The following is a 16812-nucleotide window of genomic DNA, read 5'->3' on the forward strand; positions in this document are numbered from 1 at the left end:
GGCAGCATGAATCCCGGCTGTTCACGCAGGTTTGTGGAACGCGCAAAGCTTGTTGCCGTCCGGATCGCGCACGTAGGCGAGGTAAAACGAACCGAACGGCGTGTTTCGCTCGCCCGGTGGATCTTCGCAGGTGCTGCCGCCATGCGCCAGGGCGGTGGCGTGAAAGGCCTCGACCTGCTCGATGCTGCCGATCGCAAATCTGATGGTTCCACCATTGACGATCGTGGCCGGCTTGCCGTCGAGCGGCGACGTGATGACCAGCAGGCAATTGTCGTGCTGGTACACGATGCGCGGCGAATTGAAATCGATAGCATGGGTACCTGAACGGCCGCGACAGGGGGGCGGGCAGCGGGCATGAAGGTGTCATGTTGCGCAGTGTCGACACCGCAGCCCGCGGCGGCGCTGGATTCAGCATGTCAATCCAGCCCCGGGCTCCACGTATTGATAATCGTCGAGCGTTTCAGGGTTGATTAGCGAATGGCAAAGCGAGTTGCCGGCGAGCCGTTCGCGCAATTATTTCCATAGATAAAAAGGTTTCTGTTTTCCGAGTATGCCTGGTAAATAATTGAATAAACTTCCTTGGCACTGAACGAGTAGGCACCGTCGTTGATGGTCACCAGCAGGTTGCCGCTGGTGTCGGTTTCGATCTTGTCGATCTTGCCGGCCTTGCAAAGCGCCTGGGCGGACGCGCACGTGGAGGCGAGCATCAGTGCTGAAAACAGCACGGTTGCGATCTTCTTCATGAATTTCCTTTGAAAATGAATGGAATAATGCGATTTGACGACGTCGGTCACGTCCGGAGCGACAGATCTGTCTCTCCGGATTGCTGATTCACAAGTGTCTGGAAATCAACGGTGGCCTGGCAAGGGGAAACTTTGCGACAAAGCACGAATGCAATGATTCGTGCTGCGCCTCCGTTATATCGTTGATTTCTGCTCGCGGTGTTGCGGCGCACAACACAGACTATTTAGTTGGATTTGAGAATTCCAATCGAATTAATTTATCGTTAATCGGGTTCGATAATTTTTTGTTTGAATGTGATTTCATTGAATTCTGCGTCTCGTTGTTTTTGTTTTTAGATTGTTTCGGTATTTAAATAATCGGCGGCGAATATTGATTCGATGGTTGATGGTGGCGCGGGCATGGCAGGTGCAACGCACGGGTGTCCATCGAAGTTCGGGCGTGCGGTTCGTCCGGTCGGCTTTTCGCTAGCTTGATCAAGCCACGATGACCCGCTGGTTCTCGCGTTCTTGCTCTTGCCAACGGCCGATGAGGATCGACGGCGCCCGGTCGATGGCCGGGCAACATTGAACGGGATTTCGTACGTGGCGCACACCGGCGTTTTGCGGGAGGATCCGGCACCGGCCGCGAGCCCCCGGCGGGGATGAAGCGACAAGTCGCGCCCGATGGACTGACGCGAACCCGGGAGCAAACGGCACCTTGTCGAGGAGGCCCGCGGCATCCTGCCTGCGATCACGATCGCAGTGCCGATCGACATGACGTCACGGCATTCGACACAACGCGCGATGCCATTCCGGCGGTGCCGACGTTACCTGCGGAAACGCGGCACCACGGCACCACGACAGCGCCCGAACTCACTCGAGCATGGTGCGGCGATAGAAGGCTTTGCGCTGTTGCGATTCCTTTTCGCCGTACAGGAATGTCACCAGCGAAAAGCGGCGCCCCGATACGACCGGGGTGACTTCATGGAGCATGCGTCCGGAGAATACGATGGCGCCGCCGCTTTCCGCGCGATACAGATCCTCGCAAAATTCGGGAAATCTGAGGCAACCGCCTTCGTATTCGCCCACGTTGAGATTGATCGCGATTGCGAAAAGGCGGTGGGAAACGCCCTCCAATATGTCATCCCGGTGCGGCTTGAAGTAGCCGCCTGTCGATGCTTCGTAGCACCCCACTCGAAATTCCTCGAAGCGTGTCACATCAAACCGAAATGCCATTTGTATGGCCGGGCAGACTTTTTCGGTAATGTGAACTTTCAACTCGTCAAGAAGATCCGATTCGCCGATGAAATGGTCGAGACGCGCCTTGACTTCACGATCGTACATTCGCTTGAGGCTCCCGTCGGTCTGCTCGACCATCATGAATGATTCCTCGCTACCGGTATGCCAGAGATCGATGAGCTTTTGCCGCGTTTCATGGGGTATGACATCCGGAATGATCAGAACAGGCGCCGCTTGCGTGACGATATTGCTCTCGATGGTAGTCATATTGGAATCGCTCTTCTGTTTTGGGTGATGTGCAGATCGCAGAATGCGCGTCGATGACGGCCGGCGCGCATCTGCAATCTGTAAGCGTTAGCTTAAAAATTACTGAGATTTTGAATCGGAGGTTTCGGCACGGGCGGCTTCGACACGGGCCGCCTCGACCCGGCTGGCTTCGACGCGGGCCGCCTCGACACGGGTGGCTTCGACCCGGGTGGCTTCGACACGGGCGGCTTCGACGCGGGTGGCTTCGACACGGGTGGCTTCGACACGGGTGGCTTCGACGCGGGTGGCTTCGACACGGGTGGCTTCGACGCGGCTGGCTTCGACGCGAGCGGCTTCGACACGAGCAGCTTCAACCCGAACGGCTTCAACGCCAGACGCTTCGACGCGGTGAGCTTCAACCGAGCGGGTTGCCTCTGCCACGCGTGCGGCTTCAACCGACCGAGTCGCTTCCACTGACCGAGCGGCCTCGACCGACCGGGCGGCTTCAACCGAGCGGGCGGCCTCGACCGACCGAGCAGCCTCAACCGACCGGGCGGCCTCAACTGCCCGGGTGGCTTCAACCCCGCGCGCAGCTTCCACCGACCGAGCGGCTTCGACCAAGCGTGCAGCTTCCACCGACCGAGCGGCTTCAACCCCGCGCGCAGCTTCCACCGACCGAGCGGCTTCGACCAAGCGCGCAGCTTCCACCGTCCGTGCGGCTTCGACCGAGCGTGCAGCTTCCACCGAATGAGCGGCTTCAACCGAACGAGTCGCTTCAACCGACCGGGCAGCCTCCGCGATCGACTTGCTGCGAATGAACGCCGAGCCAATCTGATTGTTTGCTTCAATGCGCTCAAATGCGCGGTGCGCTTCCGCAACTCTTGCTGCTTCCACGCTCGCGGCTTCGACCCGGTGGGCCTCGACACGGGCAGCTTCGACCTTTTGAGCTTCTGCGAGTACGGCTTCGACCTGCTCGACTTGCGCGCGAACCGCTTCGACCTTCTGAGCCTCGACTCTTGTGGCTTCCACGCGGCTTGATTCAACTGCTTGTGCTTCTGCGACCTTATTTTGTGCATCCGCTGTTGAAGTATTTGCGGCCATTTTTGGTCTCCAAAATAGAAAATCGTTGTGTCGCCAACGAAGGTTGCAGTAAATGCTTGATGCCCCATATTTTGCGGAAAATGCGCGGCATCGGAATTAAAGGTAGCACCGAGAAAGGCGACTTCAAGCTGTATTTATTTCCAGTTATTTTTGGTAAATGAGCTTCGAATTAATTGACGGCGATGAAATGTGGATATTGAAACAATGGGTGAAGTACGTCTTTAAATTAAGCAGTGTTTTATGAAGTGGGTGGCGAATAATTTATTGCAATGTGTTCGCGAAGTTCGGAGGCTGTATTTTCTGTTGAAAAAAGATAAGGTGGGTAAATTGATATGGTGGGCGGCATTGGACGCACGGATGTCAATCGAGTCAGCGAAATGCTTGATTGTTTCAAGTGCTTTGTAAGCATCGGGGCGCTGGTTCGAGCCCTGTAGTCGTCGGTCGCTCCCAGGCACGGGAAGCTCGCCAGTCCTGTTGTGCCGTCGGCAGGTTTTCTGCCGCCATCCGGGCGTTCGTGGAAATCCTTCTGCACGACGCCCGTGTGCAAGTGGGTAAGTAGTCCGGTCGACGCGGCCCGATCTTCGACCGGGCGGCGCCGGCCCCCGTTGAACGACGGCACGAACCTCGGATTGATTGACCCGAGCCGCCCGTCCCCAACGACTCGATGTCGATTGTTCGTCTCGGCATCAGTGAATTTTTCAGATTGAAAAATCGGATGTCGGGTTGTATTGGCGGATATTGAATTTGATAAATAATTTATCTGCTTGGCAAGGCAGAAGATCGAATGGTGGGGTTGGTTGAAATTGAGGGAGGCATGATGCGAAAGTGTATTGGTTATCTTATGTGGTCCGTCAGGATCAAGGCAGTCAATCGGGTCGTATGAAAAAATCCAATTTCCCCATTGCCGCTTGCGGACGCATTTGGTGTGACCGATATGTGTCAAGCGGATTCTGGCAGTGAAAACTCGGCGGACTCATTGCTGGTCAGGGAATTTGTGTATCGAACAGGAACAAAGTGTGAGCGGCGCGACGGTCTCAAGGCGTTGAAGGCGACCCGGAGCACCGCATGGGTCGCGCTCGTGAATGCCGCGGCGGCGCCGGATCGAGCCCCGGTTTGACACGCGGCGTTCGCGGCCATTAAAGTCGCATCGCGGGCCGGTGGGTCAAGCACACACCCGGAACAGGCAGCCGATGTTCCAGGACTACGGGGCTACCCCGTGGATGAGATCGACACCCCGATGCATCGCAAGGGGCCGGGTTGCGCGTTGCGCAACGCCACCCCTCGCAGTACCGGTCACGTTGGCTCATCGTCCCGCCCATCTTTCTCCATGTCTTCATCCCTGCACGACACTACCCGCACGATTGCCGAAGCGATGCTGGCCGGTGCGCCCGAACGCGCCGGCGTCCTGTCCCGGATGGCCGCCGTGCTCGGCGGCGCGCCGCAGTGGACCCACGAAGTCGCGGATGCCGCGCTCGCACGTTTCGGTGCGCGCTGGGCGGACGTCGACATCGATGCGCTTGCGGCGGACCTCGCCGATGCGCCGGCTTTCGTGCTCGCCTGGTACGGCAGTGACCGGCCCGCCGCGATCCGCGTCGTGCGGCGTCCGCTGGCTCAGCGGCCGTTGCCTGCGCCGCTCGCGGGCTGCGACGTGCCGCAATGGGCGACGCCCGGCGATCTTGCCGGCTGGCTCGGCGTGAGCGTGCCGGAACTCGACTGGCTGTCCGACCACTGGCGCGTCGACGCGCGCAGCAGCGCGACGCCATTGCATCACTACACGTACGTGGCGCACGACAAGCGCAGCGGCGGCAGCCGCCTGGTCGAGATCCCGAAGGGCCGGCTGCGCGAAGCGCAGCGCCGCATCCTGCACGGGCTGCTCGATCGCATCGCGCCGCACGGTGCGGTGCACGGTTTTCGCAAGGGGCACGGGATCGTGTCGTTCGCGGCGCCGCATGCGGATCGCGATGTCGTCGTCCGTTTCGATCTGGCGGATTTTTTCGTATCGATACGCGCCGCACGCGTTCACGCGCTGTTCGTCACGCTCGGGTACCCGGCCGAAGTCGCGCGCACGCTCACCGGGCTGTGCACCAACCGCGTACCGTCCGCGCGGCTGCTCGCGCCCGACCTGCGCGACCGGTTCGACTGGATCGGCCGCCAATGCTATCGCGAACGGCATCTGCCGCAGGGGGCGCCGACGTCCCCGGCGCTGGCGAACCTGAGCGCGTTCCGGTTCGACATGCGGCTCGCCGCGCTCGCGCGTTCGCTCGGTGCCGCCTATACGCGCTATGCCGACGATCTCGCATTTTCCGGTGGCGGCGCGCTGGCGCGTGACGTCGAGCGGCTGCAGGTCCGGGTCGCCGCGATCGCGCTCGAGGAAGGCTTCGCGCTGCAACTGCGCAAGACGCGCGTGATGCGGCGCGGCATGCGGCAGCAACTGGCCGGCGTGGTCGTCAATCGTCATCCGAATCTGGCGCGCGATGAGTTCGATCTCCTGAAGGCCATCCTGACCAACTGCATCCGGAGCGGGCCGGCATCGCAGAACCGCGATGCGCATCCGGACTTCCGCGCGCATCTCGCCGGACGTGTCGCGCATGCGGCCGCGCTGAACGCGTCGCGCGGCGCGAAGCTGCGCGCGCTGTTCGACCGGATCGCTTGGGAAGCCCGCGAAGTCGGCCTTTAACCGGACGTATCCGCATCGACACCGGCCGACGTGTTCTGCAACACGGCGCCGAGCACTGCTATCATTCGCGCCATGCCGCGCCAGTGCCATGGTGCGGCGCTTACTTGCCGCCGCCGTTCGCCGTGCTTTCGTACACGGCGGGCTGCGCGTCGCCGGCCCGGTCCTGTCTGCCATTGATTGACGCACGACGTCGTTTAGTGCGTATCGCGCAAGCCATGCCGGCTCAGGCAGACGATTCAGACATTTGACAGCCCCCATCGGCGGAACTTCGTGGTAGGTTCCGCCATCGGAGCTTTTTGCGAAAACATGCCCAAAGAGGATGAATACATGACCCAGGCCCTGCAGGAACTCGAAGCACAACTTCGGGACCTGAACATCAAGCTGTCGGATGCGAAGCAGAAAGAGAAGCAGGCCGCGCTCGCGGCATTCAAGGAACAAGTCGAGCTTTTGGGAATTTCGCAGCAGGAAGTGCTGAGCGCGCTCGGTTACATCGTCCAGCGAAAACGCAAGGCACCTGCCAAGTACTACGATCCGACGACCGGCCGCTCATGGTCGGGCCGCGGCCCGCGGCCGAAATGGCTCGAAGGCAAGGATCTCGATACGCTGGCCGTCGACCGCGAGGCCAAGACCTGGTGGCCCGGAGACGATCAGGGTTGAGGCCGGCCGGGCCGCCAGGCCACCCGGCGCCGTCCGGTTCGCGCAAGCGGGCCGGACGGCAACGCTCCGCCAGCATGCTGCTTTTCATTCGGTGTCCGGCCTGACCGCGACATCACCGGCTTCGCCGCCGACACCGGATCGCCGTTTTTCCCTCCCGCTCATTGCCCGCAGATTCCCGCTCGCCGTTCCGCAAGCGGGTGCCGACGCGCGCGCGAACCATCGTCACCGGGGGCTGCCGGCCCTTCGCTCACGGGCACAGGCCTTAAAATGTCGCCGGACAATCGTGGCGGGACACCATGGCAGCAAACATGAATTCTTCGTCGCTCGGCGGCCCGTCGGCCCCGCGCGTGGAGCAGGTCGGCGCGTACGCGTGGAAAGCGCTGGCCGGATCGGCGATCGGCTATGCGATGGACGGCTTCGACCTGCTGATTCTCGGCTTCATGCTGCCGGCGATCACGGCGGCGCTGCAACTGACGCCCGGGCAGGGCGGCGCGCTGGTCACGTGGACGCTGATCGGCGCCGTCGCGGGCGGCATCCTGTTCGGTGCGCTGAGCGACCGTTACGGGCGCGTGCGCGTGCTGACCTGGACGATCCTGCTGTTCGCGATCTTCACCGGGCTGTGTGCGTTCGCCCAGGGCTTCCAGGATCTGCTGGTGTACCGCACCATCGCGGGCATCGGGTTGGGCGGCGAGTTCGGGATCGGCATGGCGCTCGCGGCGGAAGCGTGGCCGGCCAGCAAACGTGCCCGCGTGTCGTGCTACGTCGCGCTCGGCTGGCAGGCCGGCGTGCTGCTGGCCGCACTGCTCACCCCGTTCCTGCTGCTGCACATCGGCTGGCGCGGGATGTTCCTGGTCGGCGTGCTGCCCGCGCTGCTCGCCTGGGCGATGCGCAACAAGCTGCACGAGCCGGAAGCGTTCGTGCAGCGCGCGACGCAGCCGAAGGCCAACGCGTTCCGCCTGCTCGTCGCGGACGCCCGCACCGCGCGCATGAGCCTCGGCATCGTGATCCTGTGTTCGGTCCAGAACTTCGGCTACTACGGGATCATGATCTGGCTGCCGACCTTCCTGTCGAAACAGATGGGCTTTTCGCTGACGAAGTCGGGGCTGTGGACGGCGGCGACGGTCGTCGGGATGATGATCGGCGTCTGGGTGTTCGGGCAACTGGCCGACCGCATCGGGCGCAAGCCGACGTTCCTGCTGTACCAGTTCGGCTCGGTCGTGACGGTCATCGCGTACGCGCGGCTGTCGGACCCGACCGCGATGCTGTGGGCCGGTGCGCTGATGGGCATGTTCGTCAACGGGATGGTAGGCGGCTACGGGGCGCTGATGTCGGAAGGCTATCCGACCGCCGCACGCGCGACCGCGCAGAACGTGCTGTGGAATATCGGCCGCGCGGTCGGCGGCTTCGGCCCGGTCGCGGTCGGCGCGCTTGCCGCGCACTATTCGTTCCAGACGGCCATCGCGCTGCTCGCCGGCCTCTACGTGCTCGACATGGTCGCGACGCTGTTCCTGATTCCCGAGCTGAAGGGCGTCGAGCTCGAATGAGCGCGGCGATCGCGCGCAACCCGGCGACTTCACCAGAAACCACGATGCAACAGAAGAACAAGACGATCGGCGTGATGGGCTCGGGCAAGGAGCCGTGGCTCGCGTTTGCGGAGCCGCTCGGCACCTGGCTCGCGCGGGCCGGTTTCAACCTGCTGACGGGCGGCGGGCAGGGCGTGATGCTGGCGGTCGCGCGTGCGTTCACCGGCGTGCCCGGGCGGGCCGGCCGGTCGATCGGCATCCTGCTGACGCAAGCTGATCCGCTCGCGGGCTTCGTGCCCCTCGACGGCTATCCGCATCCGTTCGTCGACATCCCGATCCTCACGCCGCTGCCGCGCCGCGAGCCGGATGCGGCGCCGCACACGATCAACCGCAACTACGTGAACGTGCTGAGCAGCGACCTGATCGTCGCGCTGACGGGCGGGCACGGCACGGCCGAGGAAATCGCGCTCGCGCGGCGCTGGCGCAAGCCGCTCGTCTGCTTCGGGCCGGACGGTGCGTTTTGCGAGCTTGCGGTGGGCGCTACGTGCACGTCGTCGCTCGACGACGTGATCCGCTTCGTGGAAGACGCGTTTTCGGCGGAGCAGGCGCTGCGATAGCGCATCGAACGGCGTCGCACGCGGGTGTCGCGATGTCCTCGCGGCATGGCCGGTTCCTACGTTGTCCGGCCGTCCAGCAGGTCGAGCGTCTGCGCCCAGTCGAACGGCAGCAGCGGGTCGTAGTCGAGCCCGCGCTCGGTCATCCTGTCGACGAAGCGATCCTGTACGCGTGCGCATGCCGCGCTCATCTCCGGCGCGATGCCGCCTTCGCGCAGCGTCTCGCAGACTTCGCGCATTTCCGCCGCGCGGCGGCGGCCGTGTTCGGCGACGCGGCTGATCAGGTAGCCGGGAAGGTCGGGCACCGTCGCGAACTGGTCGAACGTCTTCCGCAACGACGCGAGCACGAGCGCGTCGGCGCCGTACGCGCGGGCGGCGCCCAGGCATTCGACGGTCAGCGCCTCGATGCCCTTGATCATCACGCTGCGGCACATCTTGGCCGCCGACGCGACGCCGACCCGCGCCGACACGGCCCGGGCATTGAAGCCGAGCGCCTTCAGCTCGTGCGCGACCGCTTCGGCTTGCGGGCCGCCCAGCAGCATCGGCACGGCGAGCCCGTACGGCGGCACGGGCGCCATCACGGCCGCTTCGACGTAGTGGCCGCCGGCGGCTTCGATCCGTTGCTGGCCGTGCTGCTTCAGCGCCGGTGATACCGAGTTGATGTCGATGAAGGTCTGGCCCGGCCGGATGCACGCGGCCACGGCGTCGGCGACGTCCGCGTCGGACGACGCCGTGACGGCGGAGACGATCCACCGCACATCGCGAACCGCATCGGCGAGGGTGGGCGCGACCCGCACTTTCATGCGCGCGGCCCTGTTGCGCATCGCCCGCGCGGCGTGCGCATCGTCGAGCAGCCGGTCGTACATCGCCACGCGCACGTTTTGCGCAGCCAGCGCACCGCCGAGGAGGCTCCCTGCCTCGCCGAATCCGATGAATGCGATCGTCGAATCGTTCATGCGTGTCGCTCCTTCACGATAGGGGACGGCGGCGCTCACGACGGACGGTATCCGGCGCGCTGATGACGGCACCGCGAATCGATGCCGGGCCGACCTGCCGCCGCTGGATATTGTCGGTTCATGTCCTCCGCGCGGGCAATGCGAACCCGCCGCGACAGCCATGCGCTCTGCTTATCGCACGACGGCAGCGTGCGGTGCACGCGCAACCTCGGTTGCCACGATGCGGATCGCGTCGATCAAAGCACGCGCGGCCGGCGAAGGCGGGCTGCCGATGCGCGTCATCAGCCCGATATCGCGCGTCGTCTCGCGCATCGGCGGGACGTCGAGCACGGCCAGCAAGCCCGAATCGCACTCGTAACGGAGCTGCTGCGCGGACAGCACCGCGAGCATGTCGGTGTGCAGCAGCAGGCCGCGGATCACCGCGAGGTCGGCCGTCTCGACCGTCGGCATCGGCGGCTTGAGCTTCATCCGGCGGAACAGCGCTTCGAACAGGCCGCGTGCGGGCGAATGAATGCGCGGCAGGATCCATTGCGCGCTGGCGAGGCTCCTGATGCCGAGGTTGCGCACGCCGGCGAGCGGGTGATCGCGCCGCGCCAGCACGACGAGGCTCTCCGACATCAACCGTTCGTTTCCGAGGTCGCTCGTCGGGTCGCTCGCGCGCAGCGCGCCGAGGATGAAGTCGATGTCGCCCGCGCGCACGCCCGCGACGAGCGCTTCGTACGCGCTTTCGTCGGTGATCACGCGCACCTTCGGGAAGCGCGTGACGACGCGTGCGACGGCCTCGGGCAGCATCAGCGTCCGGCCGAGCGGCAGCGCGCCGACGGTCACGATGCCCTGGATACTGCCGTGCAGCGCCGCGACGTCGTCGGCGACATGCCGCAATTCGTTCAGCGCACGCCGCACGTGCAGCAGGAACGTTTCGCCGTCGGTCGTCAGCAGCAGGCCGCGCGGATGGCGATGGAACAGCGCGAACCCCGCGCCGCTCTCGAGAATCCGGATCGCGCTGCTGACGGCCGGCTGCGTGACGCCGAGCGTGCGCGCGGCGCTCGGCATGTGCCGGTGCCGCGCGAGCGTCGAGAACAATTGAAGCCGCCGCGTGTTGAGCAGGTAGGCCGGCAGCCCGCCTTCGGCCGATGCCCGCCGGCGCGACTGGCGCAACGCGCACCAGTTCGCCAGCTCGCCGAGTTCGGCGAACACGCGCTCGCCGCGCTTCAACACCGCGCGCCCGACCGGTGTCGCGAGCATGCCCGACGGTTTTCGGTCGAACAGCGGCTCGCCGAGCGCCGTTTCGATTTCCTGCACGGCGCGCGTGACGGCCGATTGCGCACGAAACAGCGTCGCGGCCGCGCGGCTCACGCTGCCGGCAACGGCCACACGCTGCACCGCGTACAGGCATGCGAGGTTCGGGAGTTCGGTGTCGTCCATGGTGCGGTCAAGTGCGGACGGGCCGCATGGCGTGCCGGTTGGTGCGCGGCGCGCCGGCGGCAGATGTCGACCGACTTTACCGGAACGGCGGCGCAGCAGCTTGCATCGTGCTTATCGGCCTATCTGTTTTGTTTATCGGGTTTGGCGTGCGTGGACCGATGGCGGCACTCGTGATCCGGCGTGCGGCCGGGCGCGTGTGCCCTACCCGGCGGGCCTTCCGGCTATCCATCGGATGAATGGCGTCGCTGTCGAACACCTCAATGTCATGCCGTTTCGACGAAATTTAAGGGTTTTCCCCTGCTACGTGATGCGGTCGTCGATTGCGTACTTTCGATCCCGGCAGCCGCATCGGCGCAGTTGCCGGCGTAGCGGACCGCCATCTGATTCATTGTTTGTCCGACCACCCCGGGCGTTGCGCGAGCGATGCGCCCATCTGACGAGCGAGGCAGCGCAATGGGACGACAGCAGACATTGGGAGCCGGCAAGCCGGCGGGCGGCATGCACGCCGATGCATCGCCGGGCCGGGCCGCTTGGGCGGACACGGTGCGCGCGGGCATGCGCGGCGGCGTGGCGGGCGCGGTGCTGATCTGGGTCTACGAGGCGCTGGTCTGGGTCGGCGCGCAGCACCTGATGCCGCTGGCCGGCATCCCGCGCAACGCGACGGGGCTCGTGTTCGGCAAGGGCGTGCAGGACGCGCTCGGCATCGGGTCGTATTTCATCGGCACGGCGATTCATTTCGCGTTCGCGATCGCCTGGGGCATCGTGTTCGCGGCGATCTGGCCGTGGTTCCGCCGGCGCGGCTTCGAAGCGACGTTCGTCGCGCTGTTCTTCGCGATCGTCGCGTGGATCGTGATGCACGTGATGATCATGATCGCGTCGAGCAACCACCCGAACTACTTCGACCCGAACGTGATCATCGGCGGGTTCATGTCGCACTTTGTCTTCGCTGTCCCGCTCGCGCTGGTTGTCAAGCGCAGCCTGGCGCCGCAACCGCGCGGCTACGCGTAGGCAGCGGACGCACACCATTCATTCTGTCGCGGCCGGCCCGGCGGGCCGGACCGCAATCGAGCATCAGGAAGGAGCATTGGCATGGCACGGATCATCGGGGGCATCGCGGCCTCCCACACGCCCACGATCGGGTTCGCATTCGACAAGAACAAGCGCGACGACCCCGTGTGGGCACCGATCTTCGAGAACTTCGCGCCGCTGGCCGCGTGGCTCGCCGACCGGCGCCCCGACGTGCTGCTGTTCATCTACAACGACCACGTCACGTCGTTCTTCTTCGACCACTACTCGGCGTTCGCCCTTGGCGTCGGGCCGCAGTGGCATCCGGCCGACGAAGGCGGCGGCGCGCGCGACCTGCCGCCGATCGCCGGGCACCCGGCGTTTGCCGCGCATATCGGCCAGTCGCTGATGGCCGACGAGTTCGACATGTCGTTCTTCCAGAACAAGCCGCTCGATCACGGCTGCTTCTCGCCGCTGTCGGTGCTGTGCCCGCACCAGCCCGACTGGCCGGTGCGGCTGGTACCGCTGCAAATGGGCGTGCTGCAGTTGCCGGTGCCGTCCGCGCGCCGGTTCTACCGGCTCGGCCAGGCACTGCGCCGTGCGATCGAAAGCTATCCGGAGGATCTGCGCGTCGCGATCGTCGCAACGGGCGGGCTGTCGCACCAGGTGCACGGCGAACGAGCGGGCTTCAACCATCCCGAATGGGACGAACGCTTTCTCGACCTGCTTGAGCGCGATCCCGAACGTCTCGCCGGCATGCCGCTCGCCGAATACGCGACGCTCGGCGGCTACGAAGGCGCCGAGGTCGTGATGTGGCTCACGATGCGCGGCGCGTTGCCGGCCGGCGTCGTGTGCCGGCATCGCAGCTACTACCTGCCGTCGATGACGGGTATCGCGACGGCCGTCTACGAGCCGGCGGACACCGATATCGACACGGCGGCGGCCGAACGGCACCGGCAGCGGATCGCGGCCGAGCTCGCCGGCGTCGAGCAGTTGCCGGGCACCTATCCGTTCACGATCGCGAAGGCGGTCGACGCGTACCGGATCAACGACTATCTGCATCGGATGATCGAGCCCACGCATCGCGCGCAGTTCCTGGGCGACCCCGAAGCGAGTTTTGACGAGGCCGGCCTGACTGAGCAGGAGCGCGACCTGATCCGCCGGCGCGACTGGCCGGGCCTGCTGCGCTACGGTGTGATCTTCTTCCTGCTGGAAAAGCTCGGTGCGGTGACGGGTGTATCGAACCTGCATATCTACGCGGCGATGCGCGGCGAATCGCTGGAAGCGTTCCAGCGCACCCGAAACGCGCCCGGCGCGCTGTATTCCGTCGCGGGCAAGAGCGCGGGGCCGCTCGGCTGGGACGGCGCGGAGCAGCAACGCAACACGTGACGGGTGACGAAGGCGCGTAACCACGCGCGCCTTCGTTCCACGGTTTCGGCAACGTACCAGGCCATATAAATAGGATGACGAATCGATATGAGCGATCGTCGCCAAGGAGACAGGAGAGACATGATGGGAAGCGGAAAGGCAATCGACATCAAGTCGTTCATCGACGACCGGCCGGTGACACGCTACCAGTGGTTGCTGGTCGTGCTGTGCTGCCTCGTCGTGATCGCCGACGGGATGGACGTCGCGATCATGGGTTTCGTCGCGCCGTCGATCATCCATGACTGGGCGATCTCGCGGCCCGAGTTCGGGCTCGTGATGAGCGCGGCGCCGATCGGCCTGGTGATCGGCGCATTGGTGGCCGGCCCGAGCGCGGACCGGTTCGGGCGCAAGCGCGTGCTGATCGCGTCGGTATTTCTGTTCGGCGTGTTCACGATCGTGACGGCCCAAGCGCATACGCCGTTCGAGATGGCGATGCTGCGGCTGCTGACGGGCATCGGTCTCGGCGCGGCGATGCCGAACACGACGACGCTGCTGTCGGAGTACGCGCCGAAGCGGATGCGTGCGTTGATGATCACCGTGATGTTCACGGGCTTCAATCTCGGCTCGGCGTTGATCGGGTTCGTCGCGGGCTGGCTGATTCCGCTGCACGGCTGGCGCGCGGTGCTGCTGTTCGGCGGCACGCTGCCGCTGCTGCTGATTCCGCTGCAGATATGGCTGCTGCCCGAATCGGCCCGGCTGCTGGCCGTGCGCGGCGCGCCGTCGCAGCGCATTGCCGCGTTGCTGAACCGCGTATGCGGCGGGCAATTCGCCGGCAACGAGACGTTCGTGTCGAACGAGCCGCCGCTGCCGACGCGCAGGCCGATCGGCGTGCTGTTCTCGCAAGGCTACGGGTTCGTCACCGTGTCGCTGTGGATCACGTATTTCATGGGCCTGCTCGTGATCTACCTGCTCACGGGCTGGCTGCCGACGCTGATCAAGGACGCGGGCCTGTCCGTCGGCACGGCCGCGAACGTGACCGCGATGTTCCAGATCGGCGGCACGATCGGCGCGGTCGGCGTCGGCTGGCTGATGGACAAGGTGCGGCCGGCGCCGGTGATCGGCGCCGCGTATCTGGGCGGCGGGCTGTGCGTGGCGGTGCTCGCATGGGCCGGGGCGCTGTCGTCGTCGCTCGCGCTGCTGGTGTTCGCGGCCGGCTTCTGCATGAGCGGCGCGCAGACGGGGCTGAACGCGTATGCGCCGGGACGCTACCCGACGGTCGCACGTGCCACCGGCGTGAGCTGGATGCTCGGGATGGGGCGCTTCGGCAGCATCTTCGGCTCTGCGATCGGCGGCGCGCTGCTGGGGCTCGGCTGGAAGTTCGACGCGATCCTGTCGATGCTCGCGGTGCCGGCCACGCTGGCCGCGATCGCGATCATGACGTCGCAGCGCGCGCCCGCGCCCGAACCGCAGGAACTGGAAAACCCGGCGCACTGAGCGCGCCGCGCCGAACCGGCGCGGCGGCCGGCACGCGGCGGAACACGTCATCACACGCAGGAGTTGCAATGATCATCGACATTCACGGCCACTACACCACCGCGCCGAAGGCGCTGGAGGCGTGGCGCAATCGCCAGGTCGCGGCGATCAACAGCCCGTCGGAGCGGCCGAAAGTCTCCGAGCTGAACATCGGCGACGACGAGCTGCGCGAATCGATCGAGCTCAACCAGCTCAGGCTGATGCGCGAACGCGGTCTCGACCTGACGATCTTCAGCCCGCGCGCGAGTTTCATGGCGCATCACATCGGCGATTTCAGCGTGTCGAGCACGTGGGCGGCCGTGTGCAACGAGCTGTGCCACCGCGTGCACCGGCTGTTTCCCGATCACTTCGTGCCGGCCGCGATGCTGCCGCAGAGCCCGGGCGTCGATGTCGCGACCTGCATTCCGGAGCTGGTCCGGTGCGTCGACGAATACGGCAATGTCGCGATCAACCTGAATCCCGATCCGTCCGGCGGCCACTGGACTAGCCCGCCGCTGTCGGACCGCTACTGGTACCCGGTCTACGAGAAGATGGTCGAGTACGACATTCCCGCGATGATCCACGTGAGCACGAGCTGCAACGCGTGCTTCCACACGACGGGCGCGCACTACCTGAACGCCGATACGACGGCCTTCATGCAGTGCCTGACCTCCGACCTGTTCCGCGATTTCCCGACGCTGCGTTTCGTGATTCCTCACGGCGGCGGCGCTGTGCCGTATCACTGGGGACGGTTTCGCGGGCTCGCGCAGGAGCTGAAGAAGCCGCTGTTGAAGGACCACCTGCTGAACAACGTGTTCTTCGACACGTGCGTGTATCACCAGCCCGGCATCGACCTGCTGACCGGCGTGATTCCGGTCGACAACATCCTGTTCGCGAGCGAGATGATCGGCGCGGTGCGCGGGATCGATCCCGAAACAGGCCACTACTACGACGACACGAAGCGCTACATCGACGCGTCGTCGCTCGATGCGCTCGCGCGGCACAAGATCTACGAAGGCAATGCCCGGCGCGTCTATCCGCGCCTGGATGCACAACTGAAAGCGAAGGGGCAGTGATCATGAACGAACTCGGCGTGGTTTACCGCACGATCCACCGCGCGGACGCAGGCGTCGCCGCGCGGCTCGGTGCGCTCGGCTCGGCGACGGTGCACGAGGCGATGGGCCGCACGGGCCTGCTGAAGCCGTACATGCGGCCGATCTACCCGCGCGCGTTGGCGTCCGGCACGGCCGTCACCGTGCTGCTGCATCCGGGCGACAACTGGATGATGCACGTCGCGGCCGAACAGATCCGGCCGGGCGACGTGGTCGTCGCGGCGATCACCGCCGACTGCACCGACGGCTATTTCGGCGACCTGCTCGCGACGAGCTTCAAGGCGCGCGGCGCGCAGGCGCTGATCATCGACGCGGGCGTGCGCGACGTCGCGGTGCTAGAGGCGATGCAATTCCCGGTGTGGAGCAAGGCGATCTCCGCGAAAGGCACGATCAAGGCGACGCTCGGTTCAGTGAACGTGCCGGTCGTGTGCGCGGGTGCGCTCGTCCATCCCGGCGACGTGATCGTCGCGGACGACGACGGCGTGGTCGCGGTGCCGGCCGCGCGTGCCGCGCAAGTGCTGGAGAAGGCGCTGGCGCGCGAATCGAACGAAACCGCGAAGCGCGCTAAGCTCGCGTCGGGCGTGCTGGGCCTCGACATGTACGACATGCGCGAGCCGCTGCGCCAGGCCGGCCTGCGCTATATCGACTGATGCGG

15 protein-coding genes are annotated in these 16812 nt (G+C 65.2%); 9 read left to right on the plus strand and 6 right to left on the minus strand.

Translation table 11 applies throughout. The features are described from left to right. Window positions 1-21: 21 nt before the first annotated feature. The 4 genes from G3O06_RS03655 to G3O06_RS03670 all read right to left on the minus strand — a co-directional run bounded on the left by G3O06_RS03655 (window position 22) and on the right by G3O06_RS03670 (window position 3308). A complete protein-coding gene (locus G3O06_RS03655; RefSeq protein WP_205815035.1) occupies window positions 22-285 on the minus strand; it encodes a hypothetical protein in 264 nt (87 codons plus the stop codon). Window positions 286-470: 185 nt separating this feature from the next. Further along, on the minus strand, window positions 471-743 hold the full coding sequence (locus G3O06_RS03660; RefSeq protein ID WP_174972446.1) for a hypothetical protein: 273 nt from the start codon (window positions 741-743) through the stop codon (window positions 471-473). Window positions 744-1595: 852 nt separating this feature from the next. Then, entirely contained in the window at window positions 1596-2228 is a 633-nt protein-coding gene (locus tag G3O06_RS03665) for a 2OG-Fe(II) oxygenase (RefSeq protein ID WP_174972444.1), read from the minus strand. 99 nt (window positions 2229-2327) lie between these two features. Further along, on the minus strand, window positions 2328-3308 hold the full coding sequence (locus G3O06_RS03670; RefSeq protein WP_205815036.1) for a hypothetical protein: 981 nt from the start codon (window positions 3306-3308) through the stop codon (window positions 2328-2330). A gap of 1327 nt (window positions 3309-4635) precedes the next feature. On the opposite strand from G3O06_RS03670, the gene G3O06_RS03675 reads away from it, so the two are divergent. The 4 genes from G3O06_RS03675 (at window position 4636) to G3O06_RS03690 (ending at window position 8782) form a co-directional block, all read left to right on the plus strand. Next, on the plus strand, window positions 4636-5985 hold the full coding sequence (locus tag G3O06_RS03675) for a reverse transcriptase family protein (protein ID WP_205815037.1): 1350 nt from the start codon (window positions 4636-4638) through the stop codon (window positions 5983-5985). Between the two features lie 327 nt (window positions 5986-6312). Then, window positions 6313-6642 (plus strand): H-NS histone family protein, encoded by a 330-nt coding sequence (locus tag G3O06_RS03680; RefSeq protein WP_027792132.1) that lies wholly within the window; start codon window positions 6313-6315, stop codon window positions 6640-6642. Window positions 6643-6938: 296 nt separating this feature from the next. After that, on the plus strand, window positions 6939-8186 hold the full coding sequence (locus G3O06_RS03685) for an MFS transporter (RefSeq protein WP_205815038.1): 1248 nt from the start codon (window positions 6939-6941) through the stop codon (window positions 8184-8186). A 44-nt stretch (window positions 8187-8230) separates the two neighbouring features. Further along, window positions 8231-8782: a DNA-binding protein gene (locus G3O06_RS03690; protein ID WP_205815039.1), complete on the plus strand. Its 552-nt coding sequence runs from the start codon at window positions 8231-8233 to the stop codon at window positions 8780-8782. 56 nt (window positions 8783-8838) lie between these two features. On the opposite strand, the gene G3O06_RS03695 is transcribed toward G3O06_RS03690, so the two are convergent. Next, a complete protein-coding gene (locus G3O06_RS03695) occupies window positions 8839-9735 on the minus strand; it encodes a DUF1932 domain-containing protein (RefSeq protein ID WP_205815040.1) in 897 nt (298 codons plus the stop codon). Between the two features lie 171 nt (window positions 9736-9906). Then, window positions 9907-11160: a LysR family transcriptional regulator gene (locus G3O06_RS03700; protein ID WP_205815041.1), complete on the minus strand. Its 1254-nt coding sequence runs from the start codon at window positions 11158-11160 to the stop codon at window positions 9907-9909. Between the two features lie 453 nt (window positions 11161-11613). Between G3O06_RS03700 and G3O06_RS03705 the strand changes: the two genes are divergently transcribed. The 5 genes from G3O06_RS03705 (at window position 11614) to ligK (ending at window position 16807) form a co-directional block, all read left to right on the plus strand. Next, window positions 11614-12168 (plus strand): hypothetical protein, encoded by a 555-nt coding sequence (locus G3O06_RS03705; RefSeq protein ID WP_205815042.1) that lies wholly within the window; start codon window positions 11614-11616, stop codon window positions 12166-12168. Between the two features lie 81 nt (window positions 12169-12249). Further along, window positions 12250-13554, plus strand: coding sequence for a gallate dioxygenase (locus G3O06_RS03710; protein WP_205815043.1), 1305 nt, complete (start codon window positions 12250-12252; stop codon window positions 13552-13554). 123 nt (window positions 13555-13677) lie between these two features. Beyond that, the gene (locus tag G3O06_RS03715) at window positions 13678-15027 is read left to right on the plus strand and encodes an aromatic acid/H+ symport family MFS transporter (RefSeq protein WP_205815081.1); all 1350 of its coding nucleotides are present in this window, start codon (window positions 13678-13680) and stop codon (window positions 15025-15027) included. A 68-nt stretch (window positions 15028-15095) separates the two neighbouring features. Next, a complete protein-coding gene (locus G3O06_RS03720; RefSeq protein WP_205815044.1) occupies window positions 15096-16121 on the plus strand; it encodes an amidohydrolase family protein in 1026 nt (341 codons plus the stop codon). A gap of 2 nt (window positions 16122-16123) precedes the next feature. After that, complete coding sequence (gene ligK, locus G3O06_RS03725) at window positions 16124-16807, plus strand: 4-carboxy-4-hydroxy-2-oxoadipate aldolase/oxaloacetate decarboxylase (protein WP_205815045.1); 684 nt, start codon at window positions 16124-16126, stop codon at window positions 16805-16807. Window positions 16808-16812 lie beyond the last annotated feature (5 nt).

The organism is Burkholderia sp. Ac-20345 (assembly GCF_017104825.1).
GTDB classification, from domain to species: Bacteria; Pseudomonadota; Gammaproteobacteria; order Burkholderiales; family Burkholderiaceae; genus Burkholderia; species Burkholderia lata_B.